21 protein-coding genes and 4 tRNA genes are annotated in these 26,620 nt (G+C 70.6%); 12 read left to right on the plus strand and 13 right to left on the minus strand.

Annotation, left to right across the window (positions count from 1 at the left end; all coding sequences use genetic code 11):
• Window positions 1-165 precede the first annotated feature (165 nt).
• Entirely contained in the window at window positions 166-4,101 is a 3,936-nt protein-coding gene (gene hrpA / locus AB0M76_RS00335) for an ATP-dependent RNA helicase HrpA (RefSeq protein WP_365950784.1), read from the plus strand.
• A 69-nt stretch (window positions 4,102-4,170) separates the two neighbouring features.
• Window positions 4,171-4,244: transfer RNA gene (locus tag AB0M76_RS00340), tRNA-Asp, on the plus strand.
• A gap of 543 nt (window positions 4,245-4,787) precedes the next feature.
• On the opposite strand, the gene bldC is transcribed toward AB0M76_RS00340, so the two are convergent.
• Together bldC and AB0M76_RS00350 are read right to left on the minus strand one after the other, a co-directional pair.
• A complete protein-coding gene (gene bldC, locus AB0M76_RS00345) occupies window positions 4,788-4,994 on the minus strand; it encodes a developmental transcriptional regulator BldC (protein ID WP_003949541.1) in 207 nt (68 codons plus the stop codon).
• Window positions 4,995-5,549: 555 nt separating this feature from the next.
• The gene (locus tag AB0M76_RS00350) at window positions 5,550-6,404 is read right to left on the minus strand and encodes a hypothetical protein (protein ID WP_365950786.1); all 855 of its coding nucleotides are present in this window, start codon (window positions 6,402-6,404) and stop codon (window positions 5,550-5,552) included.
• 193 nt (window positions 6,405-6,597) lie between these two features.
• Between AB0M76_RS00350 and AB0M76_RS00355 the strand changes: the two genes are divergently transcribed.
• Both AB0M76_RS00355 and AB0M76_RS00360 read left to right on the plus strand, forming a co-directional pair.
• A complete protein-coding gene (locus AB0M76_RS00355) occupies window positions 6,598-7,725 on the plus strand; it encodes a Glu/Leu/Phe/Val dehydrogenase dimerization domain-containing protein (RefSeq protein ID WP_365950787.1) in 1,128 nt (375 codons plus the stop codon).
• Window positions 7,726-8,005: 280 nt separating this feature from the next.
• Window positions 8,006-8,269: a DUF3073 domain-containing protein gene (locus AB0M76_RS00360; protein WP_365950788.1), complete on the plus strand. Its 264-nt coding sequence runs from the start codon at window positions 8,006-8,008 to the stop codon at window positions 8,267-8,269.
• Window positions 8,270-8,410: 141 nt separating this feature from the next.
• Here AB0M76_RS00360 and purM read toward each other — a convergent pair whose 3' ends face one another.
• Together purM and purF are read right to left on the minus strand one after the other, a co-directional pair.
• Complete coding sequence (gene purM / locus AB0M76_RS00365) at window positions 8,411-9,481, minus strand: phosphoribosylformylglycinamidine cyclo-ligase (protein ID WP_365950789.1); 1,071 nt, start codon at window positions 9,479-9,481, stop codon at window positions 8,411-8,413.
• A gap of 104 nt (window positions 9,482-9,585) precedes the next feature.
• Window positions 9,586-11,103 carry an amidophosphoribosyltransferase gene (purF, locus tag AB0M76_RS00370; protein ID WP_365950790.1) on the minus strand — a complete coding sequence of 506 codons (1,518 nt, stop codon included), beginning with the start codon at window positions 11,101-11,103 and terminating at the stop codon, window positions 9,586-9,588.
• Between the two features lie 148 nt (window positions 11,104-11,251).
• Between purF and AB0M76_RS00375 the strand changes: the two genes are divergently transcribed.
• Complete coding sequence (locus AB0M76_RS00375) at window positions 11,252-11,347, plus strand: putative leader peptide (protein WP_350325720.1); 96 nt, start codon at window positions 11,252-11,254, stop codon at window positions 11,345-11,347.
• A gap of 116 nt (window positions 11,348-11,463) precedes the next feature.
• Complete coding sequence (locus AB0M76_RS00380) at window positions 11,464-12,885, plus strand: sulfatase-like hydrolase/transferase (RefSeq protein WP_365950791.1); 1,422 nt, start codon at window positions 11,464-11,466, stop codon at window positions 12,883-12,885.
• Between the two features lie 34 nt (window positions 12,886-12,919).
• On the opposite strand, the gene AB0M76_RS00385 is transcribed toward AB0M76_RS00380, so the two are convergent.
• From AB0M76_RS00385 to purS, 6 genes are all read right to left on the minus strand, one after another.
• Entirely contained in the window at window positions 12,920-13,726 is an 807-nt protein-coding gene (locus AB0M76_RS00385) for an META domain-containing protein (RefSeq protein WP_365950792.1), read from the minus strand.
• Between the two features lie 38 nt (window positions 13,727-13,764).
• The gene (locus AB0M76_RS00390; RefSeq protein ID WP_365950793.1) at window positions 13,765-14,547 is read right to left on the minus strand and encodes a sterol carrier family protein; all 783 of its coding nucleotides are present in this window, start codon (window positions 14,545-14,547) and stop codon (window positions 13,765-13,767) included.
• Complete coding sequence (locus AB0M76_RS00395; protein WP_365950794.1) at window positions 14,528-15,700, minus strand: hypothetical protein; 1,173 nt, start codon at window positions 15,698-15,700, stop codon at window positions 14,528-14,530. Before AB0M76_RS00395 ends, AB0M76_RS00390 begins: the two co-directional genes overlap by 20 nt.
• An 86-nt stretch (window positions 15,701-15,786) precedes the next feature.
• The gene (purL, locus tag AB0M76_RS00400) at window positions 15,787-18,036 is read right to left on the minus strand and encodes a phosphoribosylformylglycinamidine synthase subunit PurL (protein WP_365950795.1); all 2,250 of its coding nucleotides are present in this window, start codon (window positions 18,034-18,036) and stop codon (window positions 15,787-15,789) included.
• Window positions 18,033-18,713 carry a phosphoribosylformylglycinamidine synthase subunit PurQ gene (purQ, locus tag AB0M76_RS00405; protein WP_365950796.1) on the minus strand — a complete coding sequence of 227 codons (681 nt, stop codon included), beginning with the start codon at window positions 18,711-18,713 and terminating at the stop codon, window positions 18,033-18,035. The genes purL and purQ overlap by 4 nt, the downstream gene beginning before the upstream one ends.
• Before the next feature lie 2 nt (window positions 18,714-18,715).
• The gene (gene purS / locus AB0M76_RS00410) at window positions 18,716-18,967 is read right to left on the minus strand and encodes a phosphoribosylformylglycinamidine synthase subunit PurS (protein ID WP_008740952.1); all 252 of its coding nucleotides are present in this window, start codon (window positions 18,965-18,967) and stop codon (window positions 18,716-18,718) included.
• Window positions 18,968-19,313: 346 nt separating this feature from the next.
• Here purS and AB0M76_RS00415 point away from each other — a divergent pair, with 346 nt between their 5' ends.
• From AB0M76_RS00415 to AB0M76_RS00440, 6 genes are all read left to right on the plus strand, one after another.
• Window positions 19,314-19,631, plus strand: a complete 318-nt coding sequence (locus AB0M76_RS00415; protein ID WP_365950797.1) for an Lsr2 family protein — start codon at window positions 19,314-19,316, stop codon at window positions 19,629-19,631.
• Between the two features lie 130 nt (window positions 19,632-19,761).
• Window positions 19,762-19,833, plus strand: a tRNA-Gly gene (locus AB0M76_RS00420).
• A gap of 80 nt (window positions 19,834-19,913) precedes the next feature.
• Window positions 19,914-19,986, plus strand: a tRNA-Gly gene (locus AB0M76_RS00425).
• Between the two features lie 182 nt (window positions 19,987-20,168).
• A complete protein-coding gene (locus AB0M76_RS00430) occupies window positions 20,169-21,407 on the plus strand; it encodes a histidine kinase (RefSeq protein WP_365950798.1) in 1,239 nt (412 codons plus the stop codon).
• Window positions 21,404-22,015, plus strand: a complete 612-nt coding sequence (locus AB0M76_RS00435; RefSeq protein WP_266627837.1) for a response regulator transcription factor — start codon at window positions 21,404-21,406, stop codon at window positions 22,013-22,015. Before AB0M76_RS00430 ends, AB0M76_RS00435 begins: the two co-directional genes overlap by 4 nt.
• Window positions 22,016-22,039: 24 nt before the next feature.
• Window positions 22,040-22,115, plus strand: a tRNA-Gly gene (locus tag AB0M76_RS00440).
• A gap of 127 nt (window positions 22,116-22,242) precedes the next feature.
• On the opposite strand, the gene AB0M76_RS00445 is transcribed toward AB0M76_RS00440, so the two are convergent.
• The 3 genes from AB0M76_RS00445 to AB0M76_RS00455 form a co-directional block, all read right to left on the minus strand.
• Window positions 22,243-23,145, minus strand: coding sequence for a phosphoribosylaminoimidazolesuccinocarboxamide synthase (locus tag AB0M76_RS00445; protein WP_365950799.1), 903 nt, complete (start codon window positions 23,143-23,145; stop codon window positions 22,243-22,245).
• 81 nt (window positions 23,146-23,226) lie between these two features.
• A complete protein-coding gene (locus AB0M76_RS00450) occupies window positions 23,227-24,705 on the minus strand; it encodes a N,N-dimethylformamidase beta subunit family domain-containing protein (RefSeq protein ID WP_365950800.1) in 1,479 nt (492 codons plus the stop codon).
• A 221-nt stretch (window positions 24,706-24,926) separates the two neighbouring features.
• Window positions 24,927-26,531: a hypothetical protein gene (locus AB0M76_RS00455; RefSeq protein ID WP_365950801.1), complete on the minus strand. Its 1,605-nt coding sequence runs from the start codon at window positions 26,529-26,531 to the stop codon at window positions 24,927-24,929.
• Window positions 26,532-26,620 lie beyond the last annotated feature (89 nt).

A 26,620-nucleotide genomic window follows, 5' to 3' on the forward strand; every position in this document is an offset into this window, starting at 1 on the left:
GCGAGAACGGCGCCGAGCAGCCACCACACTCCACGGACGCGGGACATGGCGGGCCTCTCACTCGGTCGGCGGGTCGGTTCAGGCAATCTCGTCCCGAAATGGTACGGGGAGGGGGCACAAATGCGTTCGCCACCCGGCACCTGCGGGTGAGATCCTCGATCAGGTATGTCTACTTCCTTCGCCGCCCTGCAGACGCTTCTCGGTGAGATCTCCCTCCGTGACGCGCACCGCCTCGGCCGCCGCCTTGAAGGCGCCCGCCGCATCCGCAAGCCCGAGGCCAAGCAGGCCGTGCTCGACGAGATCGCCGCGGAGGCCGAGAAGGCCGCCGCGCGACTGGCCGGCCGTGCCTCGCGGATGCCGGAGGTCACGTATCCCGAGAACCTGCCCGTCAGCCAGAAGAAGGACGAGATCGCCGAGGCGATACGCGACCACCAGGTCGTGATCGTCGCCGGTGAGACCGGTTCCGGCAAGACCACGCAGATCCCCAAGATCTGCATGGAGCTGGGCCGCGGCGTCCGGGGCATGATCGGGCACACCCAGCCCCGCCGGATCGCCGCCCGCACCGTCGCGGAGCGCATCGCCGAGGAGCTGAAGTCCGAGATCGGCCAGACCGTCGGCTGGAAGGTCCGGTTCACCGACCAGGTGGACCAGGACGCGACCTTCGTGAAGCTGATGACCGACGGCATCCTGCTCGCCGAGATCCAGACGGACCGCGAGCTGCGCGCGTACGACACGATCATCATCGACGAGGCCCACGAGCGGTCCCTCAACATCGACTTCCTGCTGGGCTACCTCTCCCGGCTGCTGCCGAAGCGCCCCGACCTCAAGGTCGTGATCACCTCGGCGACCATCGACCCGGAGCGCTTCTCCCGCCACTTCGGCAAGGCCCCGATCGTCGAGGTCAGCGGCCGTACGTACCCGGTCGAGGTGCGCTACCGCCCGCTCCTCGAGGACGACAGCGAGGAGAGCGACCGCGACCAGATCACCGCGATCTGCGAGGCCGTCGACGAGCTCCAGTCCGAGGGGCCGGGCGACATCCTGGTCTTCCTGTCCGGCGAGCGGGAGATCCGCGACACGGCGGACGCGCTGAACAAGCGGAATCTACGCTTCACCGAGGTCCTCCCTCTCTACGCGCGCCTCTCGCACGCCGAGCAGCACCGCGTCTTCCAGCAGCACACGGGCCGAAGGATCGTTCTCGCCACCAACGTCGCCGAGACCTCCCTCACCGTCCCCGGCATCAAGTACGTGATCGACCCGGGCAACGCCCGGATCTCCCGCTACAGCCACCGCACCAAGGTCCAGCGCCTGCCCATCGAGCGGATCTCCCAGGCCAGCGCCAACCAGCGCAAGGGCCGCTGCGGCCGTACCAGCGACGGCATCTGCATCCGGCTCTACTCCGAGACCGACTTCGACGCCCGTCCCGAGTTCACGGACGCCGAGATCCTGCGCACGAACCTGGCCTCCGTCATCCTCCAGATGACCGCGGCCGGCCTCGGTGAGATCGAGAAGTTCCCGTTCATCGACCCGCCGGACCACCGCAACATCCGCGACGGCGTCCAGCTGCTCCAGGAGCTCGGGGCCCTGGACCCGTCCGAGAAGGATCCGTCGAGGCGGCTCACGCAGATGGGCCGGCAGCTCTCCCAGCTGCCCGTGGACCCGCGCCTGGCCCGCATGGTCGTCGAGGCCGACAAGAACAACTGCGTCCGCGAGGTCATGGTCATCGCGGCGGCCCTGTCCATCCAGGACCCGCGCGAGCGGCCCTCGGACAAGCAGACGCAGGCCGACCAGAACCACGCCCGCTTCAAGGACGAGACGAGCGACTTCCTCTCGTTCCTGAACATGTGGCGCTACGTCCGCGAGCAGCAGAAGGAGCGCGGCTCGTCCTCGTTCCGCCGGATGTGCAAGCAGGAGTACCTGAACTTCCTGCGGATCCGCGAGTGGCAGGACATCTACTCGCAGCTGCGTACGGTCGCCAAGGGCATGGGCATCCACGTCAACGAGGCCGACGCCCCCGAGACGAGCGTGCACATCTCGCTGCTGGCCGGCCTGCTCTCGCACATCGGCCTCAAGGACACCGACAAGAACGAGTACCTGGGCGCCCGCTCCGCCAAGTTCGCGATCTTCCCGGGCTCGGCGCTGTTCAAGAAACAGCCGAAGTTCCTCATGTCCGCCGAGCTGGTGGAGACCTCGCGGCTGTGGGCCCGGGTCAACGCCAAGGTGGAGCCCGAGTGGGTCGAGCCGCTGGCCCAGCACCTGATCAAGCGCACCTACAGCGAGCCGCACTGGGAGAAGGACCAGGCGGCCGTCATGGCGTACGAGAAGGTCACGCTGTACGGCGTACCGATCGTTGCCCAGCGGAAGATCAACTACGGCCGGATCGACGCCGAGGTCTCGCGCGAGCTGTTCATCCGCAACGCGCTGGTCGAGGGCGACTGGCGGACCCACCACAAGTTCTACGCCGACAACCGCAAGCTCCTCACCGAGGTCGAGGAGCTCGAGAACCGGGCGCGGCGCCGCGACATCGTGGTCGACGACGAGACCCTCTTCGACTTCTACGACCAGCGGATCCCCGAGCACGTGGTCTCCGGGGCGCACTTCGACTCCTGGTGGAAGCACAAGCGGCGCGAGGAGCCCGAACTCCTCGACTTCGAACGCGAGATGCTGCTCACGGAGAAGGCGGCCGGGGTCACCAAGGCCGACTACCCGGACTCCTGGCGACAGGGGCAGCTCACGTTCCGGGTGACCTACCAGTTCGAGCCCGGCGCGGACGCGGACGGCGTCACCGTCCACATCCCGCTCCAGGTGCTGAACCAGGTCACCGACGAGGGCTTCGACTGGCAGATCCCGGGCCTGCGGGCCGAGGTCGTCACCGAGCTGATCCGGTCCCTCCCGAAGCCGATCCGCCGGCACTACGTGCCTGCGCCGAACTTCGCGACCCGCTTCCTGGACACGGCCGTGCCTCTGCAGGAGCCGCTGCCGGTCACCCTGGCGCGCGAGCTCCAGCGGATGGTCGGGGTCCCGGTCTCCGCCGAGGACTTCGACCTCTCCCGGATCCCGGACCACCTGAAGATCACCTTCCGGATCATCGACGAGCGCCGCAAGAACCTCGCCGAGGACAAGGACCTGGAGGCCCTGCGGCTGAAGCTGAAGCCGAAGGCCCGCCAGGCCCTCTCCAAGGCCGCCGCGGCCACCGCCGAGCGGGCGGGCGGGGAGTCGCTCGAGCGCACCGGTCTGACCGACTGGACGATCGGCACGCTGACCAAGGTCTTCGAGACCCGGCGGGCGGGCCAGCCGGTGAAGGCGTACCCGGCGCTGGTGGACGAGGGCACGAGCGTGTCCGTACGGCTCTTCGACACGGAGGCCGAGCAGCAGCAGGCGATGTGGCTGGGCACCCGGCGGCTCATCCTGCTGAACATCCCGGTGAACCCGGCGAAGTTCGCCTCGGACCACCTGACCAACCAGCAGAAGCTGGCCCTGTCCCGCAATCCGCACGGCTCCATCCAGGCGCTGTTCGACGACTGCGCGACCGCGGCGACCGACAAGCTGATCGCCGACCACGGCGGCCCGGCCTGGGACGAGGCGGGCTTCCGCACGCTCTACGAGGCCGTACGCGCCGACCTGGTGGACACGACCGTGCGGACGGTGGGCCAGGTGCAGCAGGTGCTGGCCGCCTGGCAGGCCTGTGAGCGCCGTCTGAAGGCCGTGAACAGCCTCGCCCTGGTGGCGAACGTGCAGGACGTGAAGAGGCAGCTGGCGGCCCTCGTGCCGGCGGGCTTCGTGACGCTCACGGGCCTGCGGCGGCTTGCGGACCTGATGCGCTACCTGGTGGCCGTCGACCGGCGGCTCCAGCAGATGCCGACGGGCGCCCAGCGCGACACCACGCGCATGGAGAAGGTCCACGAAATGCAGGACGAGTACGCGTGGCTGCTGGAGCAGCTGCCGAAGGGCCGGCCGGTGCCCTCCGCGGTCACCGACATCCGCTGGATGATCGAGGAACTCCGGGTCAGCTACTTCGCGCACGCGCTCGGGACGGCGTACCCGGTCTCCGACAAGCGGATCGTGAAGGCGGTGGACGCGGCGGCCCCGGGCCCTGCCCGCTGATCCGGTTCGACTGCACCCCCTGAGCTGGGGTACAGTCTGATTCGCAGCCGCCTAGCGGCCGCAAATCAAGGACCTGTGGAGCAGTTGGTTAGCTCGCCACCCTGTCAAGGTGGAGGTCGCGGGTTCAAGTCCCGTCAGGTTCGCAACAACATCAGGGCCCGTATCCCCAGGGATACGGGCCCTGATGCGTTGTCCTCACTCTGCGCCCCACATCGACCCACCCGCCGCCCCTCCGTGCTCCCTTGAGAGCCCTCAGCGGCCGTCCAGGGGCCCGTCGGAGAGTCCTGGGGGTTCACCCCGGACCCGTCGGGGAATCCACCGCGAAAATCCCCCATCCGCATGAGGCGCTCTGCGACGCACGTCCCCTTACGGGTGCATTGCGGGTTGTACAAGAGTGACAACCTGTGACGGGAGTCACCACATGAGTTTTTGAGACTCGCACATTTATCGCACCCATACGCGTGCTCGATTTAATATGTGCAATGGCACCCACCCCGCCGGCGCCCTGCACCAGCCCGATTCCCCCGTCCCCGGGCATAAAAAAAGATCGCGCTGGACCCGGCGGAGTCCAGCGCGATCGAACGCCGGGAACCTGTTGGGGCAGGTCCGAGCGTTTGAAGCTATGTGGGTTTCATCGGATTGGGGGACCCGATTCAAGCCCGGTAAAACGGGGTGCTTGCGCGACCTCAGGCCTCGCTGCGCTGCTGCGGAATTCCCGCGAGCAGTGCGCGAACCTCGGCCTCGCGGTATCGGCGGTGTCCACCCAGGGTGCGGATGGACGTGAGCTTGCCAGCCTTGGCCCAGCGGGTGACCGTCTTCGGGTCCACGCGGAACATCGTGGCAACCTCAGCCGGGGTCAGCAGCGGCTCGGCATCAGGGGTGCGAGCGGTCATGAGCGGCCTCCTCGGGAGAACCGAACCATCTCGGTTCTTTCCTCTAAATTCTGCACCTTGGCCCGCGTTGCCCGAAATGGACATACGCGGGCCGAGTCGGTTATAGGACGAACGGCTTGTCCTCGGCACTACAACTACACCATCCGTCCAGCCTCGATGGCCAAACCGATGGAATTGCCCTCCGAGGTGTTCATCAGCGGCGGAAGCCGATGGACCATCCCATAACGGACAGTCACCCCACTGTGACGATCAGTCACAGGGCGATCAGGAGTCGTCAGGACCCCCAGAGTGCAATGCCGAGCATTCCGCCCTTAGTTGGGCGGAAGGAACCCTCCCCGGACTCCTTGTCCTATTTTGGCACGAGGGTAGGGGAAGGGCGCAAGGGTGTAGTTAGTGCGGTCCGTCACGCTTGGGCCAATGGCCCGTATCGGGACGTAGGTCCTGGAACTAAGACCTGAATGTGGTGATCAAGCCTCTGATCAGCCACTTGTGGCTGATCGACCGATACGCACGGTACGCGAAGCCCTCGCTGCCGCCCTCCACGGCCGCCGCCGGTCAGTTCGCGAACAGTCTTTCCCGGACCTCCCGCCAGCGCTCCGCCAGCTCCTCGTACGCCTCCGCGGCCCCGGCCTCGTCCCCGGCCCGCAGCGCCGCGATGCCCACCGCCACGTCCCGGGCCGAGCGGTCGGCGCGCAGCCGGTCCGCCGGCAGCGCGTGCACCAGGCCCCCGTAGTCCAGCTCGACCATGGAGCGCGGGTGGAACTCCTCCAGCCAGCTGCCGACCTCCACCAGCCCGTCCGCGAGCCCCCCGTACCCGTCGGCCTCCCGCAGCGTCCGCAGTCCCCGCGCGAGCCGCCGCCGGGCCTGCACCATCGGCGTCCGGTAGCGCATCAGCTCGCCCGGCAGGTACTCCCGCTCGTCGTCGGCCACCAGCACGAACCAGCGCACCGGCACCTGCCACACCGCGGTACGGATCCAGGGGCGCGCATCCGGATTCCGCTCGCGCCAGCGCTCGTACTCCTCGGCGGCCCGCCGCCTCGCCACCGGCGGGAGCGCCGCGTCCAGCACCGGGAGCGGGAACTGCTCGGCCAGCTCCTGGAGCGCCAGCCAGCCGCGCAGTCTGGTCCGCCACGGGCAGACCAGCAGCACCCCGTCCACCTCCGCCGTGAACGCGTCCGCGCTCTCGTGCGCCGGCACCCCGACCACCGGGACCCGGACCAAGTCGGACAGGGAGCGGCGCAGTTCGTCCTGGGCGGTCGGGACCACCCCGCGCCGGGCGTACGAGGCCCAGTGCGTGCGCTCCGGCTCCGCGAAGGCCGCCAGGGGCTCGTAGACGCGCAGGTAGGAGGCGTACGGGACGGTCGGCGCCGAGCGCGCCGAGGGCAGCCTGGGGTCGGGGGTTTCGCTCACGCTCTCGTACTCCCCCGGACCGCCCGGCGATACTCCGCCGGGCGTCCGCCGGACCTCCAGGACCGGCCGCCCATACTCCGGGAGTGTTTCGATCTCTGGACAGGTCGACTGCACACGCCCTGCAGGTCTTACGCTGCTCCCAGCGCGCCCTCCCCCACCCGCAGGGCGGGCGTCATTCCGCCGCATCTCTTCCATGGGAGTCACCACCGTGACCGAAATGACCGACGGCGTCCTGCACACCCTGTTCCGTTCGGAACAGGGTGGCCACGAGCAAGTCGTGCTGTGCCAGGACCGAGCCTCCGGCCTGAAAGCCGTCATCGCGATCCACTCCACCGCCCTGGGCCCGGCCCTCGGCGGTACGCGCTTCCACGCGTACGCCTCCGACGAGGAGGCCGTCATGGACGCGCTGAACCTCTCGCGCGGCATGTCCTACAAGAACGCCATGGCCGGTCTCGACCTCGGCGGCGGCAAGGCCGTGATCATCGGGGACCCGGACGTCCTGAAGTCCGAGGAACTGCTGCTGGCCTACGGCCGGTTCGTGGAGTCCCTCGGCGGCCGCTACGTGACGGCCTGCGACGTCGGCACGTACGTGGCGGACATGGACATCGTGGCCCGCGAGACCCGCTGGGCGACCGGCCGCTCCCCCGAGAACGGCGGCGCCGGCGACTCCTCGGTCCTCACCGCGTTCGGTGTCTTCCAGGGCATGCGGGCCAGCGCCCAGCACCTGTGGGGCGACCCGACGCTGCGCGGCCGCAAGGTCGCCGTGGCCGGCGTCGGCAAGGTCGGCCACTACCTGGTCGAGCACCTCCTGGAGGACGGCGCCGAGGTCGTGATCACGGACGTCCGCGAGGAGTCGGTTCGCCGGATCCTCGACAAGCACCCGCAGGTCACCGCTGTGACCGACACCAACGCCCTGATCCGCACCGAGGGCCTGGACATCTACGCCCCCTGCGCACTCGGCGGGGCGCTGAACGACGAGTCGGTACCCGCCCTGACCGCCAAGGTCGTGTGCGGCGCCGCGAACAACCAGCTCGCCCACCCGGGTGTGGAGAAGGACCTCGCGGACCGCGGGATCCTCTACGCGCCCGACTACGTGGTGAACGCGGGCGGGGTCATCCAGGTCGCCGACGAGCTGCACGGCTTCGACTTCGACCGCTGCAAGGTCAAGGCGGCGAAGATCTTCGACACCACCCTGGCCATATTTGCTCGCGCGAAGACGGACGGGATTCCGCCGGCCGCGGCGGCCGACCGGATCGCCGAGCAGCGGATGTCGGACGCCCGCGCCGCGAAGGCTGCGAAGGGCTCGGCCCCGGCCCTGTAGGGACCTGACGTGCGCCCGCCGGGGTTGCGGCGAGACGGAACTCACTGCACTTCGGCGGGTCGCCCGCCAGGAAAGGGTTAAAATCGCAGCTGACCAGCGAGGACGGGGCGCCTCTCTGGTCCTGCACCGGGGCACGTCATGCGGGCGGCGTACCGTATGGCCGCGGAAGCAGGTACCGTTAAACCCCTACGGACGGTCTCTCCACGGAGAGCCCGCTCCGAACCATGAACGCGTGTCAGACTCTGGGGCCGTCGAGCCCCGTCACCGAGGGGGTCGAGCCATGGGGCGCGGCCGGGCCAAGGCCAAGCAGACAAAGGTCGCCCGCCAGCTGAAGTACAACAGCGGCGGGACTGACCTCTCGCGTCTGGCCAATGAGCTGGGCGCATCGCCGACGGAACCGCTGCCTGTCAGCGAGCCGGTCGAAGTCGATGACGATCTGGACGACGACGACCCGTACGCCAAGTACGCGGATCTGTACAACAGCGATGATGACGACGACGAGGACGAAGAGTCCGGCCCGTCGGCACAGCGCCGCGGCGCTTGACGCTCTCCTGCGTCTCTTTTGCGTCTGCACCAAGCAGGTGGCGGCCAGTCAGTGACCGACCCCGGCTGAGCAACACAAGAACCCGGTCCAGGGCCTCGCCCCGGACCGGGTTTCAGTGTTGGCCGTCGCCGTCCCGGCTGTTCAGCTCGCGTACGCGCCGGTCAGGGTCGCACCCTCGGTGTGTGCACCGCGGTCGAGGATCTCTCCCGCGACCCAGGCGTCCACGCCGCGGTCGGCCAGCGCGGTCAGCGCCACGTCCACCGACTCCTGCGGGACCACGGCCATCATGCCGACGCCCATGTTCAGGGTCTTCTCCAGCTCCAGCTGCTCGACCTGCCCGGCCTTGCCGACCAGGTCGAAGATCGCGTCCGGGGCCCAGGTCGAACGGTCGACCGTGGCGTGCAGGTGATCCGGGATGACCCGGGCCAGGTTCGCCGCGAGACCGCCGCCGGTGATGTGCGAGTACGCGTGGACCTCGGCCGTACGGGTGAGGGCCATGCAGTCCAGCGAGTAGATCTTGGTCGGCTCCAGGAGCTCCTCGCCGAGGGTCCGGCCGAGCTCCTCGACGTGCTGCTCGAGGGACATCTTGGCGCGGTCGAAGAGGACGTGCCGGACGAGCGAGTACCCGTTCGAGTGAAGGCCGGAGGACGCCATGGCGATGACGGCGTCACCCGTACGGATGCGATCCGCGCCGAGCAGGCGGTCGTACTCGACGACACCGGTGCCGGCGCCCGCCACGTCGAAGTCGTCCGGGCCCAGCAGACCCGGGTGCTCGGCGGTCTCGCCGCCCACCAGGGCGCAGCCGGCGAGGACACAGCCCTCGGCGATGCCCTTGACGATCGCCGCGACACGCTCCGGGTGGACCTTGCCCACGCAGATGTAGTCGGTCATGAAGAGCGGCTCGGCGCCGCAGACGACGATGTCGTCCATGACCATCGCGACGAGGTCGTGGCCGATGGTGTCGTACACGCCCAGCTGGCGGGCGATGTCCACCTTCGTGCCGACACCGTCGGTCGCGGAGGCCAGCAGCGGGCGCTCGTAGCGCTTGAGGGCGGAGGCGTCGAAGAGGCCGGCGAAACCGCCGAGGCCGCCGAGGACCTCGGGGCGCTGCGTCTTCTTCACCCACTCCTTCATCAGCTCGACGGCGCGGTCTCCCGCTTCGATGTCCACGCCTGCGGCTGCGTAGCTGGCACCGGTGGTCTTCTCTGTCATGACAGGGAGAGCTTTCGTGTCGTTACTGCTTGTGGTGCCGGGCCCTGGGAGAAGCTTGAAAGACAGGGCCCGGCGCAGGTGGAGCAGGGTTGCGGGCCGCGGCGCTACGGGCGCCGGAGCGCGTCGGCGGCGTCGGTGCCGCCCGCGAGCTCGGACTCCAGGAGCTGCTTGCCCAGGAGCTGCGGGTCGGGCAGCTCCATGGGGTACACGCCGTCGAAGCAGGCACGGCAGAGGTTGGGCTTCTGGATGGTGGTCGCCTCGATCATCGCGTCGAGCGAGATGTACGAGAGCGAGTCCGCGCCGAGCGACGTGGCGATCTCGTCGACCGTCATGCCGTTGGCGATCAGCTCGGCCCGGGTGGCGAAGTCGATGCCGAAGAAGCACGGCCACTTCACCGGCGGCGAGGAGATCCGGATGTGGACCTCGGCCGCGCCGGCCTCGCGGAGCATCTTGACCAGGGCGCGCTGCGTGTTGCCGCGGACGATCGAGTCGTCCACGACCACCAGGCGCTTGCCCCGGATGACTTCCTTGAGGGGGTTGAGCTTCAGGCGGATGCCCAGCTGGCGGATCGTCTGCGAGGGCTGGATGAAGGTCCGGCCGACGTAGGCGTTCTTGACCAGGCCGGAGCCGTACGGGATCCCGCTGGCCTCGGCGTATCCGACGGCGGCGGGCGTGCCGGATTCCGGCGTCGGTATCACCAGGTCGGCGTCCACCGGGGCTTCCTTGGCCAGACGCCGGCCCATCTCGACACGCGAGAGGTAGACGTTCCGGCCGGCGATGTCGGTGTCCGGGCGCGCCAGGTAGACGTACTCGAAGACACAGCCCTTGGGCTTTGCTTCCGCGAAGCGGGAGGTGCGCAGGCCGTTCTCGTCGATCGCGATGAGCTCGCCCGGCTCGACCTCGCGGACGAAGCTGGCGCCGCAGATGTCGAGGGCGGCGGTCTCACTCGCGACCACCCAGCCGCGTTCCAGGCGGCCGAGGACCAGCGGGCGGATGCCCTGCGGGTCACGGGCGGTGTAGAGGGTTCCCTCGTCCATGAACACGAGCGAGAACGCACCCTTGACCTTCGGGAGGACCTTGGTGGCCGACTCCTCGATCGTCAGGGGCTTGCCGTCGTCGTCCGTCTGGCCTGCCAGCAGGGCGGTGACCAGGTCGGTGTCATTGGTGGCCGCCACCTGGGTGGCACGGCCGTCCTGACGGGGGAGGTCGGCGACCATCTCGGCAAGCTCGGCGGTGTTCACCAGGTTGCCGTTGTGACCCAGGGCAATGGAGCCGTGGGCGGTCGCACGGAAAGTGGGCTGCGCGTTCTCCCAGACGGAGGCTCCGGTGGTCGAGTAGCGGGCGTGACCGACCGCGATATGACCCTGGAGCGAGCCGAGAGAGGTTTCGTCGAAGACCTGGGAAACTAGGCCCATGTCCTTGAAGACGAGGATCTGGGAACCGTTGCTCACAGCGATTCCCGCGGACTCTTGTCCACGGTGCTGCAGCGCATACAGTCCGAAGTAGGTGAGCTTGGCGACCTCTTCACCCGGAGCCCAGACACCGAAGACGCCGCAAGCGTCCTGGGGGCCCTTTTCGCCGGGGAGCAGGTCGTGGTTGAGTCGTCCATCACCACGAGGCACGCTTCCGAGTGTAGGCGAGATCGACCACTGGTCCGAATTGGGGACGCCCGGGAAATCTCACAGCACAGAGGGTGACCGGACGGCTCCGTCTCGGCATTCGGATCACCTTGTTGACATCTACGAGGGCATTCGTACAGGCTCTCGGCCCATGCAGCCTCTCGGTGACCGTTCCGTCACCCTCGTCGAGCGCCGCCACGTAGACCTGGTCCGTGTCGCGAGCGCCATCTGTCGCTGTTCCGCGTAGCCGCAACTCTCCTTTCCCTTTTCTTTTTTCCGCTCCGGCCGCCCCTGCCCCGCCGTGCCGCGCGCCGTCCTGCGCGCCCGCCTGGCCGGGTGGCCGAGCCGTGCCCTGGAGTACTTGTGCCTTCGTACGACAACAACCTGTCCCGGCGTGCCTTCGGCAGCGCCGTCGGCGTGACCGCGGCCGCGGCGGCCGTGGGGCTGGGCGCCGCCCCGGCCCGGGCGGCTCAGGCGACCGCCGGGCCGCAGGAGCGGGAGTTCCGCGCCGCCCGCGGCCGGCATTCCCGGCGGCCCAACATCCTGTTCATCCTGGGCGACGACCTCGGCTGGGCCGACCTGTCCTCGTACGGCTCCCCGCACATCAAGACCCCGAACCTGGACCGGCTGGCCCGCCAGGGCGTCCGCTTCACCGATGCCTACTCCGGCTCCGCCACCTGCTCACCGACGCGGTTCAGCCTGTACACGGGCCGCTACCCGGGCCGTGTGGAGGGCGGGCTCGCCGAGCCCATCGCCGACAGGAGCGTCGGCCTGGAGCCCACCCACCCGACGCTGGCCTCGCTGCTGCGCGACGCGGGTTACGCGACCGCGCTGATCGGCAAATGGCACTGCGGCTACCTGCCCGACCACAGTCCGACCAAGTCGGGCTGGGACGAGTTTTTCGGCAACTTCGGCGGGGCCCTGGAGTACTACTCCAAGCTGGGCCTCGGCGGCGAGTACGACCTCTACGAAGGCGACGCCACCTACAAGGACCTGCGCTACTACACGCGGATCATCACCGAGCGGGCCGCCGAGTACGTCTCCCGCGACCACGGCGGCAGGCCGTGGCTGCTCAACCTCAACTTCACCACCCCGCACTGGCCGTGGATCGCCGACGGGGACACCGAGGCGAGCGCCGAGGTCGAGCGCCGGATCAAGGCGGGCGACGCCCGGGCGCTGTGGCACCAGGACGGCGGCTCCGTCGAGAAGTACCGGCAGATGGTCGAGGACCTCGACCGCTCGGTCGGCGAGGTCCTGAAGGCGCTCGAGCGCTCGGGGCAGGCGAACGACACCCTGATCGTCTTCTCCAGCGACAACGGCGGCGAGCGGTTCTCGTACAACTGGCCGCTCTCCGGCAACAAGGCCTCCCTCCAGGAGGGCGGGATCCGGGTGCCGAACATCGTGCGCTGGCCGGCCCGGATCGACGGCGGCCAGGTCAGCCGGGTCCCGGTCTTCACCCCCGACTGGACGGCCACACTGCTGGAGCTGGCCGGAACCCGGCCGGACCCGGCCTACCCGCTGGACGGGGCCAACCTGGCCGGGTACCTGCTGCGCGGCGAGAGGATCGCCGAGCGGAACCTGTTCTGGCGGGTCCGCGGCGAGCGGGCCCTGCGGCGGGGGGACTGGAAGTACTACCGCGGCAAGACGGGCAAGGACCAGCTGTTCAACCTGGCCGGGGATGCCCGCGAACAGGCCGACAAGGCGGCCCTGGAGCCGGCCCGGCTCGCGGAGCTGCGCGCGGCCTGGGAGAAGACGGACGCGGGTCTGCTGCCCTACCCGGCCTGACGTCCCGGGTGCCGGGTGCGGCGGGTCGTTGCGCTCATTCCGCGGCCGAGGCAGCCGTCGCGGTCAGGCCCTTGCCGTCGGGCGCGGTGAGGGTGAGGGTCCGGCCCTCGATGCTCCAGGTGAGCGGGGAGGCGGCGAAGAGCTCGGTCAGCGTCCGCTCGACCTCACCGACCGCGCCCTCGCAGGCCATCCGAGTCGTGGTCAGCGGTCCGAAGGTGAGCTGGGCGCCGTCGCCGGTGGCCTGGGCGCTGAACCGGTTGCACCCGAGGCTGCCGCTCGCGGCGCGGTCGGAGGTCAGCAGGAACCGTGCCTTGCCCGCGGCCTCGGCGGGCAGCGGGGACACGCTGTCGCCGCTGATCAGGGATTCGACGGTCCACTCGGTGGCCGTGAGGGGGGCATCCGGGACCGGGGGCTTCGTGCTCATCGCGATCGTGCTCCCGTCAGCGGTCTTCAGCGTGAGCCGGTCGGGCCCCCGGTCGATGCTCAGCCGGCCCTTGAAGAGTTTGGCGAACTCCTTCTCGAACTCGCTGTTCGCGCAGGACGTGAGGGTCGTGGGGCCGGGGGTGACCGTCACCGCGGAGGTGCCGGCGAAGGCGACCGCCGCCGTGAAGCCGTTGCAGCCGTAGTTGCCCGCGGCCTCCTTCTCCGCGAGGTCCAGGCGGGCATTGTCGGGCGCGTGCAGGGTGCGGCCGCCGGTGGTCAGGGACTCGACGGCCCAGGAACCCTTGGGGTCCGGAAGCACGCGGGTCTCGCCCTCCCCGCCCTGGCTGCAGGCGGCGAGGACGAGCGCGAGGGCCGATGCGACGGCCAGGCTGGTGGGGACGTGCCGATGGGTACCCATGGTCCTGGGACGGGCGGGTCCGGCGGGCGGTTCCACCCTCACCGCATCACCGGCAGCAGCGCCGCCAGGTCGGCCCGCTCCCCGCTGGCCCTGACCTGCGCGCCCTCGACTGCCGCGGCCCAGTCCGTACGCCCGGTGGCCAGCCGGATCCAGGTCAGCGGGTCCGTCTCGACCACGTTCGGCGGGGTGCCGCGGGTGTGACGGGGCCCCTCAATGCACTGGACCACCGCGAACGGCGGGATCCGTACCTCCACCGAGGCGCCCGGGGCCTTGAGCGCGAGGGCGTCGGCGAGCAGCCGGGTGCAGGCGGCCAGGGCCTGCCGCTCGATCGGGATGTCCACCCCGGCGGCCCGGGCCAGGTCGTCGGTGTGGACGACCAGTTCCACGGTCCGGGTGACGAGGAAGTCGGCCAGGGTCATGTCCCCGACCCACAGGTCGAGCACCCGGCTGCCGGGGTTCGCGGCCAGCGCCTCGGCCATGCGGGCGCCGGCCCGCTCGTACAGCTCGGGCAGCGAGGCGCCCTCGAGGGTCTCCTTGGCCGCCTCCGCGATCTTCCCGGCGAGGGAAGCGGTGACGGAGGGCCATTCGACGGCCGCCAGTTCCGGTACGGCGGCCGGGGGCCGGGCCAGTCCGCTCGCGAGCGAGTCCGCGATCCACGCGATGTGCGCGGCGAGATCGGCGACGGTCCAGTCGCCGAGGCCGCTGGGCCGCGCGAGCTGTTCGTCGCCCAACCCCCGTACGGCGTCGGCCACATGCCCGAACTGCGCGGTGACTGCCGTACGGACCCTGGCGGCGTCGTACTTACGGATCTTGGGTGCCATGGGGGGAGTCTGCCCGATCGGTCGCCGCCGCCGCAGCCGGCTTCCACGGCTTCAGACGGTGGAGGCGGACCGGCAGCAGCGCGGCGGCGGTGAGCTCGGAGGCGATCGTGCTGCTGCCGGACAGTACGGCGTGGACGCCGTACTCGAGGAGCACCTCGGCTCCCTCGCAGGGCACGCCGTACAGGATCGCCTCGTAGGGCTCACGGGTGTCGTCGATGCCGTGGTGCTCGGCGCGCAGCCGGCTCTCCGGCCCGCCCAGCAGGATCCGGCCGTACCGGAACCGGACGCGGTGGGTGTCCTCGAACCGGTTGCGGAAGCCGATCAGGGGCGGGGCCGTGGTCGTCCGGGCGTCCGCGACCAGCCAGGTGTACCCGGGGGCCCGGCGGCGGACACCGACGCGCAGCACCGGCTGCGGTCCGTCGTGCAGCCGCCGGGCGGCGCGCCGTGCGGTGAGGCCGCGCCCGAGCAGCGGGGGCCCGGGGATGAGCAGCAGCAGGGACAGCATCTGCTGGTTGACGGCGTCGTACGGGGCCTCTGCGCTCGCCCCGAGGTCCGCCACGAGGGCCCAGGCCAGGGAGGCGACGCCGGTGAAGGTGAGCAGCCCGCCGAAGAGGATCGGCCACCGGCCCCGGCGGCGGTGGCCGTCCGGGAGGTGCTCCGGGATCGGGCTGCGGGCGTCCCCGGCCGCTTCGAGGAACAGGGCGCGCTGCCGGCGCCGGGAGCGCAGGCGCAGCACGGCCCCGGTGAACGTCCAGGCGCAGACGGCGATGACCAGCCAGCATCCGGCCCGGCCGGTGCCGGTGACGGGGGGCGGCCCGTACCACCGGACTGCCATGTCCAGGGCGATCACGGGAGCGGACACGGCGGTGGCGGCCGGCAGGTAGCGGTACCAGGCGGGGAGCGCGAGGAACAGGATCGCGGAGTGGTAGCCGACCCAGTCGGTGCCGGACGACGCAGCGGTCTCCGGATCGTCGGAGCCGACCAGGGAGAACCCGTAGAAGACCAGCGGCACCAGGAGCCAGCACACGACGGTGGGTGCGAAGACCAGGGGGACGCGTGCGTCACGCCAGCGCCGGGCCGCGTCGACCGTCCAGGGCCGGGCGCCACCCTGGGGCAGGGCCGCGTCGGGCAGGTTCTTGATCACGTCGTTCACGGCGCCAGTATGCGGAAGTGCCCTCGCAGGTCAGAAGGCCTGCGAGGGCACGAAATCACTACAACCGCCGGGCGGTGCAGGCGAGATCAGGCCAGCAGGGCCGGGATCGTCGCCTCGTGGGCGGTACGCAGTTCCGCGAGCGGGATCGTGAACTCGCCCTGGATCTCGATCTCCTCGCCGTCCACCACTCCGATGCGGGTGGCGGGCAGGCCCCGCGCACCGCACATGTCGGTGAAGCGGAGCTCCTCACTGCGCGGGACGGCCACGATGGCCCGGCCCGCCGACTCGGAGAACAGGAAGGTGAACGCGTCCAGACCCTCCGGCACCACGACCCGCGCGCCGTTGCCGCCGCGCAGGCAGGACTCGGTGAGCGCCTGGATCACGCCGCCGTCGGACAGGTCGTGCGCCGCGTCGACCATGCCGTCGCGGGACGCCGAGATCAGGATCTCGCCGAGCAGCTTCTCGCGGCCCAGGTCCACCTTGGGCGGCATGCCGCCGAGGTGGTCGTGGACGACCTGGGACCAGGCCGAGCCGCCGAACTCCTCGGCCGTGTCGCCCAGCAGGTACAGCAGCTGGCCGGCCTCCGCGAACGCCATCGGCGTACGGCGGTTGACGTCGTCGATCACGCCGAGGACCGCCACGACCGGGGTCGGGTGGATCGCGACGTCACCGGTCTGGTTGTACAGCGAGACGTTGCCGCCGGTCACCGGGGTGCCCAGCTCCAGGCAGCCGTCCGCGAGACCGCGGGTGGCCTCGGCGAACTGCCACATGACGCCCGGGTCCTCGGGGGAGCCGAAGTTCAGGCAGTCGGAGATGGCGAGCGGCTTGGCGCCGGTCGCGGCGACGTTGCGGTACGCCTCCGCCAGCGCGAGCTGCGCGCCCGTGTACGGGTCGAGCTTCGCGAAGCGGCCGTTGCCGTCGGTCGCCATGGCCACGCCGAGGTTGGACTCCTCGTCGATGCGGACCATGCCGGCGTCCTCGGGCTGCGAGAGCACCGTGTTGCCCTGCACGAAGCGGTCGTACTGGTCCGTGACCCAGGACTTCGAGGCCTGGTTCGGGGACGAGACCAGCGCCAGGACCTGCGCGCGGAGCTCTTGCGAGGTCTGCGGGCGGGGCAGCTTGCCCGCGTCGTCGGCCTGGAGGGCGTCCTGCCACTCGGGGCGGGCGTAGGGCCGGTTGTACACCGGGCCCTCGTGCGCGACGGTGCCCGGGGGCACGTCCACGATCTGCTCGCCGTGCCAGAAGATCTCCAGGCGCTCGCCGTCGGTCACCTCACCGATGACGGTGGCGATGACGTCCCACTTCTCGCAGATCTCCATGAAGCGGTCGACGTGACGAGGCTCGACGATCGCGCACATGCGTTCCTGCGACTCGCTCATGAGGATTTCCTCGGGCGAGAGCGTCGCGTCGCGCAGCGGGACGGTGTCCAGCTCCACGCGCATGCCGCCGGAACCGGCGGAGGCCAGCTCGGACGTGGCGCAGGAGAGCCCGGCGCCGCCGAGGTCCTGGATGCCCGCGACCAGCTTCTCCTTGAAGATCTCCAGGGTGCACTCGATGAGGAGCTTCTCCTGGAAGGGGTCGCCGACCTGGACGGCGGGGCGCTTGGTGGGCTTGGTGTCGTCGAAGGTCTCGGACGCGAGGACCGAGACGCCGCCGATGCCGTCGCCGCCCGTGCGGGCGCCGTAGAGGATGACCTTGTTGCCGGGGCCGGAGGCCTTGGCGAGGTGGATGTCCTCGTGCTTCATCACGCCGATGCAGCCGGCGTTGACCAGCGGGTTGCCCTGGTAGCAGGCGTCGAAGACGACCTCGCCGCCGATGTTGGGCAGGCCGAGGCAGTTGCCGTAGCCGCCGATGCCCGCGACCACGCCCGGCAGGACGCGCTTGGTGTCGGGGTGGTCGGCCGCGCCGAAGCGCAGCGGGTCGACGACCGCGACCGGGCGGGCGCCCATGGCGAGGATGTCGCGGACGATGCCGCCGATGCCGGTCGCCGCGCCCTGGTAGGGCTCGATGTACGACGGGTGGTTGTGCGACTCGACCTTGAAGGTGACCGCGTAGCCCTGGCCGACGTCGACGACGCCGGCGTTCTCGCCGATGCCGACGAGCATGGCGTCGTTCTGGGGGACCTTCTCGCCGAACTGCTTCAGGTGGACCTTGCTGCTCTTGTACGAGCAGTGCTCGGACCACATGACGGAGTACATGGCGAGCTCGGCGCCCGTGGGGCGGCGGCCGAGGATCTCCCGGATGCGCGCGTACTCGTCCTCCTTGAGGCCGAGCTCCTTCCAGGGCTGCGCCGAGTCCGGGGTCTCCGTGGCGTTCTTGACGGTGTCGAGGCTCATGCGTTGACCAGCTTCTTCAGGATCGAGGTGAAGAATCCGAGGCCGTCGGTGCGGCCCGTCCCGATCAGCGGCTCCACCGCGTGCTCGGGGTGCGGCATGAGGCCGACGACGTTGCCCGCGGCGTTGGTGATGCCGGCGATGTCACGGAGCGACCCGTTCGGGTTGCCGTCGAGGTACCGGAAGGCCACGCGGCCCTCGGCCTCCAGCTCGTCGAGCGTGTGCTCGTCGGCGGTGTAGCGGCCGTCCATGTTCTTGAGCGGGATGGAGATCTCCTGGCCGGCGGTGTAGTCGCCGGTCCACGCCGTCTCCGCGTTCTCCACGCGCAGCTTCTGCTCGCGGCAGATGAAGTGCAGGTGGTTGTTGCGAAGCATCGCCCCCGGCAGCAGGTGGGCCTCGGTGAGGACCTGGAAGCCGTTGCAGATGCCCAGGACGGGCATGCCGCCCTTGGCCTGCTCGATGATCGTCTCCATCACCGGCGAGAAGCGGGAGATGGCCCCGGCGCGCAGGTAGTCCCCGTAGGAGAAGCCGCCCGCGAGGACGACCGCGTCGACCTGGTGCAGGTCCTTGTCGCGGTGCCACAGCGAGACGGGCTCGGCCCCCGCGAGGCGGACGGCGCGCAGCGAGTCACGGTCGTCGAGCGTTCCGGGGAACGTGACGACTCCGATGCGAGTGGTCACCGTCAGGCCTCGACCTTCACGGTGAAGTCCTCGATGACGGTGTTGGCGAGGAACGTTTCGGCCATCTTGTGGATGCGGTCGAGGGCGGCCTGGTCGACCGGTCCCTCCACCTCGAGCTCGAAGCGCTTCCCCTGGCGGACGTCGGCGATCCCCTCGAAGCCAAGGCGCGGCAGTGCACGCTGCACCGCCTGGCCCTGAGGGTCGAGGATCTCCGGCTTGAGCATGACGTCGACTACGACGCGTGCCACTGGCACTCCCGATGGGTGGTTGGTGCGAAGGCGGTTCCCTCAGCGTACCCGTCCGAAATTTCTACGCGGGTAGATATCCTTCGGCCGTGATCGTCCGCCCGTTTCGGCTTCACCAACGCTTCGCAAAATCCACCGGAAAACCACGGGCCCGGGATTGCGGCAGGACACGCGGAGACAATTAACTGGGCTTCGCAATGCAATGGGAATCGCGGTACAAAGGATTCCACCGGGTCGGTGACTTTTTTCGCCTCTCGACCCGGGGCGGAAAGTTGCATTGCTCCGAAACATCCACACAGGCGACATCACCGCACGTCCAACGCGTAGGTGGTGTCGCGCGAAGGGACCGATATCCGTGGCGCAGCGCGTAGTAGTCACGATCTCCGACGACATCGACGGCGGAGAAGCGGCGGAAACGGTCACGTTCGGCCTGGACGGTAAGTCGTACGAGATCGACCTCAATCTGGCCAACGCACAGAAACTGCGGAAGAGCCTCGAGCCCTTCGTGGCCGCCGGCCGCCGCCAGGCCCGCTCCGGGAAGGCGTACAAGCACACCTCACTGGCCCCGGATCCGGCGGTCGTACGCGCCTGGGCCCGGTCCAACGGCCTCGACGTGCCGCCGCGCGGCCGCATCCCGAAGCGGGTCTACGCGGCGTACAACGAGGCCCACTGAGGCCGACGGGGCCCGGCGGGGCCCTCTAACGAGGCCCGGAGGGGGCCGATTTGCCATCCACCCCCTCCGGTCCGCTAGTGTGTGGATCACGCCAAGGGGCCAGACCGCAGGTCAAAGCCCCGAAGGTCGTGCGGGTGTAGTTCAGTAGCAGAACACCCCCCTTCCAGGGGGGAGGCGCAGTGTGCGATCCCTGTCACCCGCTCTGCACGCTTTACCGACCACTCAAGTGGATCGGGTAGAGTGATGCACGCATCGCAGCGACATTCGTGTCGTCGCAAGCATGCGGACGTAGCTCAGTTGGTAGAGCACCACCTTGCCAAGGTGGATGTCGCGCGTTCGAGTCGCGTCGTCCGCTCAGAGTGCAAAGGCCCTGATCATCGATCAGGGCCTTTGTCGTATGCCTTGCGTGCAATCGGCTTGTGCTGACAAATGTCATCGGGGGAGATGACGGCGCGCACTGATGCCGCCCGCGGGCCGCCGCGAGGCTGGAGTCGTGCACGGCGGCGACCGCCGGAGCGTGATCGGGGGACTGGGACTGTGTCGAAGCTGACCGGGTGGTGGAAGAACCGCAGCAGTGCGGCGAAGGTCGAGCTGTACACACGCTGCTCGTTCCACTTCTTCGTACTGATCGAGATCATGTCCTTCGGGTTGCCCCTGGTCGGCTCGGCGGCGATGAGGACGTCCTCGCGTCCCGTGTCCGTCGCGTTCTTCCTGGCACTGTGCGCGCACTCCGTGCTGGTCGCATTCCTCTCCTCCAGGGCGCTGGACTGGCTGGTGGGGCGCCGGGGGCGTCCGGTGCGGCTCGCGGTGGCCACGGCGGTCCTGACGGCCGTGGCGTGCCTCGCCGCCCTCGTCCTGCGCAAGGCCGGGCACATCGACGCGTCGGTGACCCCTTCCCTGGTGATCGGCATGAGCTGCTTCGCCACGGGATCGGTGGTGCTGTGCCTGAAGAGGATCCGGCGCATGTGGTGCGTCGCCCCGGGCGCGACGGTCGGCACGGCCGCCGCGATGGTCACCCTCGGCCTGCCCCTGGGCGAGGTCGTCGGCTACGCGGTCGGAGTCCTGCTGAGCGGCATATTCATGAGCCTGGCGTACGGGTTCTCCGGGTGGCTGCTGAACACCGTGTACGAGCTCGACCGGGCCCGGGAGCTCCAGGCGCAACTGGCCGTCGCCGAGGAGCGGCTGCGCTTCGGGCGGGACCTGCACGACGTGATGGGGCGCAATCTGGCGGTGATCGCGCTCAAGAGCGAGCTCGCGGTCCAGCTGGCCCGCCGCGAACGCCCGGAGGCCGTGGACCAGATGATCGAGGTCCAGCGGATCGCCCGGGAGTCGCAGCGCGAGGTACGGGACGTCGTACGCGGCTACCGCGAAGCGGATCTGACCGCGGAGCTGGAGGGCGCCCGCGGGGTGCTCAGCGCGGCCGGGATGGACTGCCGCGTCGAGATCGAGTCCGGCCGTGCATTGCGCCCCGAGGTGCAGTCGGCGCTGGGCTGGGTGGTCCGGGAGGCGACCACGAACGTCCTGCGGCACGGGGACGCCCGCAGCTGTGTGATCCGGCTGACGGCGCCCGACGAGGGCGCCCTGACGCTGGTGGTGGAGAACGACGGCGCCCCCGAGGCGCCGGCCGGACCGCCGGGCTCCGGGCTCGCCGGGCTGCGGGAGCGGCTCGCGGTGCTGGACGGCACCCTGGAGGCGGGCCCGGTCGACGGCGGCCGGTTCCGGCTGCGGGCGCGGATACCGGGCGGGCAACTGCGAGGACTGGAGGTGCGGGCATGAGCCCCGTACGCGTGCTGCTGGCCGACGACGAGCACCTGATCCGCGGCGCGCTCGCCGCGCTGCTGGCCCTGGAGGACGATCTGCTGGTCGTCGCGGAGGCGGCCTCGGGGCCGGAGGCCCTCGCGATGGCGCGCGCCCACCGGCCGGACGTGGCGGTGCTCGACCTGCAGATGCCGGGGGCGGACGGTGTGAGCGTGGCCACATCCCTGCGGGCCGAACTCCCCGACTGCAAGACCATGATCGTGACGAGCCACGGGCGTCCCGGGCACCTGAAGCGGGCCCTCGCGGCAGGGGTGCGGGCCTTCGCGCCGAAGACCGTGTCGGCGCAGCGGCTGGCCGAGCTGATCCGGACCGTGCACGCCGGAGGGCGTTATGTGGACCCGGAGTTGGCGGCCGACGCGATCAGCGCGGGGGACTCCCCGCTGACCGCGCGCGAGGCCGAGGTGCTGGAACTCGCGGGGGACGGGGCGCCGGTCGCGGAGATCGCGGAGCGGGCCTCGCTGTCGCAGGGGACCGTGCGGAACTACCTGTCGTCGGCGGCGTCGAAGCTCGGCGCGGAGAACCGGCACACGGCAGTGCGTCTCGCACGCGAGCGAGGTTGGGTATAGTAGTTCTCGCGTTACGGCGCACCTGCGGACATAGCTCAGTTGGTAGAGCACCACCTTGCCAAGGTGGATGTCGCGCGTTCGAGTCGCGTTGTCCGCTCCATCGAAGAAGCCCCCGGTCATCTGACCGGGGGCTTCTTCGTGTTCCAGGCCCAAGCCCAAGCCCAAGCCCAGACCCAGGCCCAGGCCAGGCGTCCAGGCCCGGCGTCCCGGGCCTGGAACCGCCGGCCTCAGGCCCAGGTGAGGCCGGTGAGCCGCTCGTACGCCTCGATGTACTTGGCGCTGGTCTGCTCGACGACCTCCTGCGGGAGGGCCGGCGGCGGGAGTTCGCCCTTCCGGTCCCAGCCGGACGCCGGGGAGGACAGCCAGTTGCGGACGAACTGCTTGTCGAAGGAAGCCTGCGTGCGGCCCGGCTCCCACTGGTCGGCCGGCCAGAAGCGGGAGGAGTCCGGGGTCAGCACCTCGTCGCCGGCGACGAGGGTGCCGTCCGCGTCGAAGCCGAACTCGAACTTGGTGTCGGCCAGGATGATCCCGCGCTCGCGGGCGATGTCCCGGGCCCGGCCGTAGACGGCGAGGGTGGTCTGGCGCAGCAGCGCCGCCGTCTCGGCGCCGGTGGTGCGCGCGACCTCCTCGTACGAGACGTTCTCGTCGTGCTCGCCGACCTCGGCCTTGGCGGCCGGGGTGAAGATCGGGGCGGGCAGCTCGGAGCCGTCCACGAGCCCCTCGGGGAGGGCGAGTCCGCAGACCGTACGGGTCTGCTCGTACTCGGCGAGGCCGGAGCCGGTGAGGTAGCCGCGGGCCACGCACTCGACCGGGACCATCCGGAGGCTCTTGCAGATCAGGGTGCGGCCGGCCCAGTCGGCGGGGGCGCCATCGGGCAGCTCGGTGCCGATCACGTGGTTCGGGACGAGGTCCGCGAGCTGGTCGAACCACCAGAGGGAGAGCTGGGTCAGGACACGGCCCTTGTCCGGGATCTCGGTGGGAAGCACCCAGTCGTACGCGGACATCCGGTCGCTGGCGACCATGACGAGGTTGCCGTCGCCGTCGCGGTAGAGGTCGCGCACCTTGCCGGTGTGGAGGTGGACGAGGCCGGGCACCTGAACCGGCTCGGGCTTTTCGACGAATCCGGACACGGGGTCTCCCTGTGGTTCTGTACGAGCGCAGCCCCATTCTCCCGTACCTGTCCGCGAACAGGGACAACGGGTCCGGGTCGGTCAGTCCCGCTTACAGATCCGGTCGAGGAGGTTGGCGGTGGCCCGCTGGATCCGTTCGTCGACATGGCCGGGGCGGTCGAGGGCCGGAGACCAGGCGAACGTGCCGGACGCGAAGACCAGCGCGCCGCTCGGGGCCCGGTACAGGGAGGTCTCCTGGTGGCGCTTCGCGCCCTCGCTGTCGAGGTACGGGGAGTGCGCGAGCAGGATCCGGTCCTGGTGCTCGGGGAGCTGGGTGCGCGGGAAGTACCGGTCGGCCTCGCCGGCGACGAGGCCGGGGAGCTCGTCGTTCTCGGCGGCGCCGGTGGCGTCCCAGAGCCAGTGCGTGGCATTGCGCACGATCAGGGGCGCGGGCTCGGGGACCCGCCCTGCGTACTGGATGCCGAGCAGTTGCTGCTCCGGGCGGTCGATCTCGCGCCAGAGGCTGGGGCGGCCGGGGCCGCGGCGTTTTCGGCAGGTGAGCAGCCGGTCCTCGACCCCGGAGGGGGAGGGGCCCAGCTCGACCTGCCAGTACATGGTGTTGGCGGAGAGGAAGACGAGCGAGGTGCCGTGGTCGCGGGCGCGCTCGACGGTACGGCGCATGGGGCCCGACCAGTACTCGTCGTGGCCGGGGAAGACCAGGCCGCGGTAGCGGGCGGGGTCGACGCGGCCGGCGTGCAGATCGCGGGTGTCGGCGTAGGCGATGTCGTAGCCGTAGCGCTCGGCCCAGCGGATGAAGTCGTAGGCGTGACCCACGTGCAGGGGCAGGCCGGCGCCGGCGTAGGGCCGGTCGAAGGAGACGGTGACGGCCGCGTCCCGCTCGCCGAGCAGCCGGCCCTCGTCGTCCCAGGCGTGGTAGAGGCTCGCGCCGGTCCGCCCGTCCTCGGGGTAGAGGTTGTAGGCCTGCCAGGTGATGTCGGGCAGCAGCAGGAGCAGATCGGCGGGGTGGTCGTCGCGGACGGTGAACGGGATGTGGGACCGGTAGCCGTCGGCGGTGGTGAGCACGGCGACGTACGCGCCGACGCTCCAGTAGGCGGGGACCTGGAGCCGCCAGGAGAGCCACCAGTGGTGGCAGGAGACGGTCCGGTCGGCGGTGAGCGGGGCCGGCTGGACGATGCCCGAGAGCCGGGGGCTGGTGGTGATCTTGGAGGCGCCGTCGCCGCCGTAGTGGCCGATGCGGTAGACGTCGACGGAGAACTGCTGGGGCGGGTCCACGGTGATGTGGAAGTCGATGGCCTCGCCGGGCGCGACGGCCCCGGTGGAGGCGAACCCCTTGATCTGCCGGTGCACGTCGTCGGCGGTCCGCGGGCCGCCGTTGCTGCGGGCGCGGGGGTTCTGGCCGGGGGCCAGGGCCGGGTCCACGTACCAGGGCACGACCTGCCCGGTGTCGTCGAAGTACAGCTCGCTGCCCCGGAACCACGGCAGCGGCCCCTGGCCGAAGGGATCGGTCACCGCGTGCGCGAGCGCCCCTGATTCCCATCGCCGGATCTGGTCCGCACCCATACCCGCTCCCCTCCCTCGCTCCCCCGGACGGTCTCTGCTTCACGCCGATGCGGCGCGGTTTCAGAACATCGAACCGCGACCGGTCCCAGCACATCACATAACGCACTCATTCCGTCACCGTTCGCCACATCCGGAGCCACGGAGTACCGAGAGCCCGGTCCCGGGCCCGGCAAACGCCACCCCGCGGCCGCGGGCGAGCGGGCGGGGTGGCGCGGGCGGGCTCACACCACGCGGACCGGCTTTTCCGGGCGGACGCCGAGGGCGGCGAGCCAGTCGCGCAGGGGTTCCGCGTCACCGTCCTCCACCAGGGTCAGCACCCGGGGGGCCAGGTCCGCGCGGCGTTCGCCGCCGACCAGGAGGACGGGGCCGTCCAGCCAGTCCAGGCCGGGCGCGGCATCTGCGGAGTCCACGGCCGCGGCGCACACCATCGCCGTCACGTGGTCGGCGAGCAGGTCCCGCCCGCTGCGGGGCGGCTGGAGCGGGAACAGCGGCACGGCATCCGCCCCGCGCGCCACCCCGGCTCCCGCACCGGCGCCTGCGGAACGTTCCTCGCTGGCCAGGTCACCGCTGAGGAGCCCGGCCAGCGCCTCCCCGGCGGCGCCTTCGCCGGCCCCGTTCGCGAGATAGCCCAGCACCCGGTCCAGCGTCGGCCCCGGCCCGGCCGGTACGGAGAGGGCGTCCAGCGCCGTATGCAGCCGGGCGGCCTCGGCGCGCCATTTGCGGTCCACGACCTCCTCCGGATACGCCGCCCAGTCCACCGGCGACCAGTCCGGACCGGCCTCGGCCGGACCGCCGTGGAAGAGCCGCGCGGCCAGCAGCGAAGCCGCCTCGTCGACCACTCCCGGCCGCTCCAGAAGATCGCACGCGGGCCGCTCGCCCAGCCTCGAGGTGAACCCCTCGGCCAGCCGGTCCCGCCGGGACAGCTCGGTCAGCGCGGAGACGACCCCTGCATCGAGGTGCGCCGGCCAGCGGCCCATCCGCCACGCCGGCAGCGCGACCCGGGTCAGCAGCCGGTCCCAGCCCGCGTAGGCGAGGCCGACCTGCTCCTGGGCGACGATGCGCAACCCGTAATCCACACCCTGTGCACGGTCCGAGGCGGCGGCGGCCACCCCGCGCTCCATCTCGGCGGCATCCGTCTGGCACAGCCTCAGCAGCAGCCGGGCCGGCCTGCCGATCCAGCCGAGGCCGGGCCTGCTGCCCACGTCCACGGCGGCATCGAGTCCGCGGATGAACCCACGGGCGTCGGCTATGTCCGGATGCGCGGAAGGGCCCGTACCGGCGACGACCGGCGCCAGGACCGCGCGCAGCTCGGCGACCCGCATCCACCACAGGAACGGCGAGCCGATCACCAGCACGGGAGCCGCACCCGGCTCCGACTCGCGGCCACCGGATATGCCGCCGCGGCGGAGCGCCGCATGCGTGCGGTCCTCCAGCCAGCTGTCGCAGTCCGGCGTCAGGGCTATCGCGGAGGGCGCGGGCACGTCCATCCGGTCGGCCAGATCCCGCACCAGCCGGTAGAGGTCGGGCGCGGCGGTCTCCGGCAGCGGCACCGTCGGCGTCACGGCCGGGCTCGCCCGCAGCACCACCGCGGCGAACACCCCGCCCACGAGCAGCACCAGCACCGCGACGATGCACACGACGAGGGTCACCAGGGGCCAGGGATCCCCGGCCAGCCGGCCCGTCGTCCGGGCGCTCAGCAGCACCACCGCGAGGGCGGCGGGCAGTACCCCGAGGGCCATGGCCCGGCTGCGGACGCGCAGCACGGCCAGGGCCCGGGAGCGCGCGGACGGCGCGCCCACTTCCTCGATCGAACCGGTTCCGGACACGGCCGGACCTCACCCCCTCTGCCCTGCGGCGGTTTCGCTCACTCCCCCACTGTGACACCCGCCACTGACATCGCAATGCCGGTGGGCCA

It is taken from the genome of Streptomyces sp. NPDC051364, from assembly GCF_040682115.1.
GTDB lineage: Bacteria > Actinomycetota > Actinomycetes > Streptomycetales > Streptomycetaceae > Streptomyces.

Bases quoted from the DNA above. Each gene is read 5' to 3' on its own strand.
- purL (WP_365950795.1), bottom strand. From the start codon at position 18,036: ATGAGCCTCGACACCGTCAAGAACGCCACGGAGACCCCGGACTCGGCG.
- AB0M76_RS00355 (WP_365950787.1), top strand. From the start codon at position 6,598: ATGGGAGTCACCACCGTGACCGAAATGACCGACGGCGTCCTGCACACC.
- hrpA (WP_365950784.1), top strand. From the start codon at position 166: ATGTCTACTTCCTTCGCCGCCCTGCAGACGCTTCTCGGTGAGATCTCC.
- AB0M76_RS00390 (WP_365950793.1), bottom strand. From the start codon at position 14,547: ATGGCACCCAAGATCCGTAAGTACGACGCCGCCAGGGTCCGTACGGCA.
- AB0M76_RS00375 (WP_350325720.1), top strand. From the start codon at position 11,252: ATGCAGCCTCTCGGTGACCGTTCCGTCACCCTCGTCGAGCGCCGCCAC.
- AB0M76_RS00385 (WP_365950792.1), bottom strand. From the start codon at position 13,726: ATGGGTACCCATCGGCACGTCCCCACCAGCCTGGCCGTCGCATCGGCC.
- AB0M76_RS00450 (WP_365950800.1), bottom strand. From the start codon at position 24,705: ATGGGTGCGGACCAGATCCGGCGATGGGAATCAGGGGCGCTCGCGCAC.
- bldC (WP_003949541.1), bottom strand. From the start codon at position 4,994: ATGACCGCTCGCACCCCTGATGCCGAGCCGCTGCTGACCCCGGCTGAG.
- AB0M76_RS00360 (WP_365950788.1), top strand. From the start codon at position 8,006: ATGGGGCGCGGCCGGGCCAAGGCCAAGCAGACAAAGGTCGCCCGCCAG.
- purM (WP_365950789.1), bottom strand. From the start codon at position 9,481: ATGACAGAGAAGACCACCGGTGCCAGCTACGCAGCCGCAGGCGTGGAC.
- AB0M76_RS00435 (WP_266627837.1), top strand. From the start codon at position 21,404: ATGAGCCCCGTACGCGTGCTGCTGGCCGACGACGAGCACCTGATCCGC.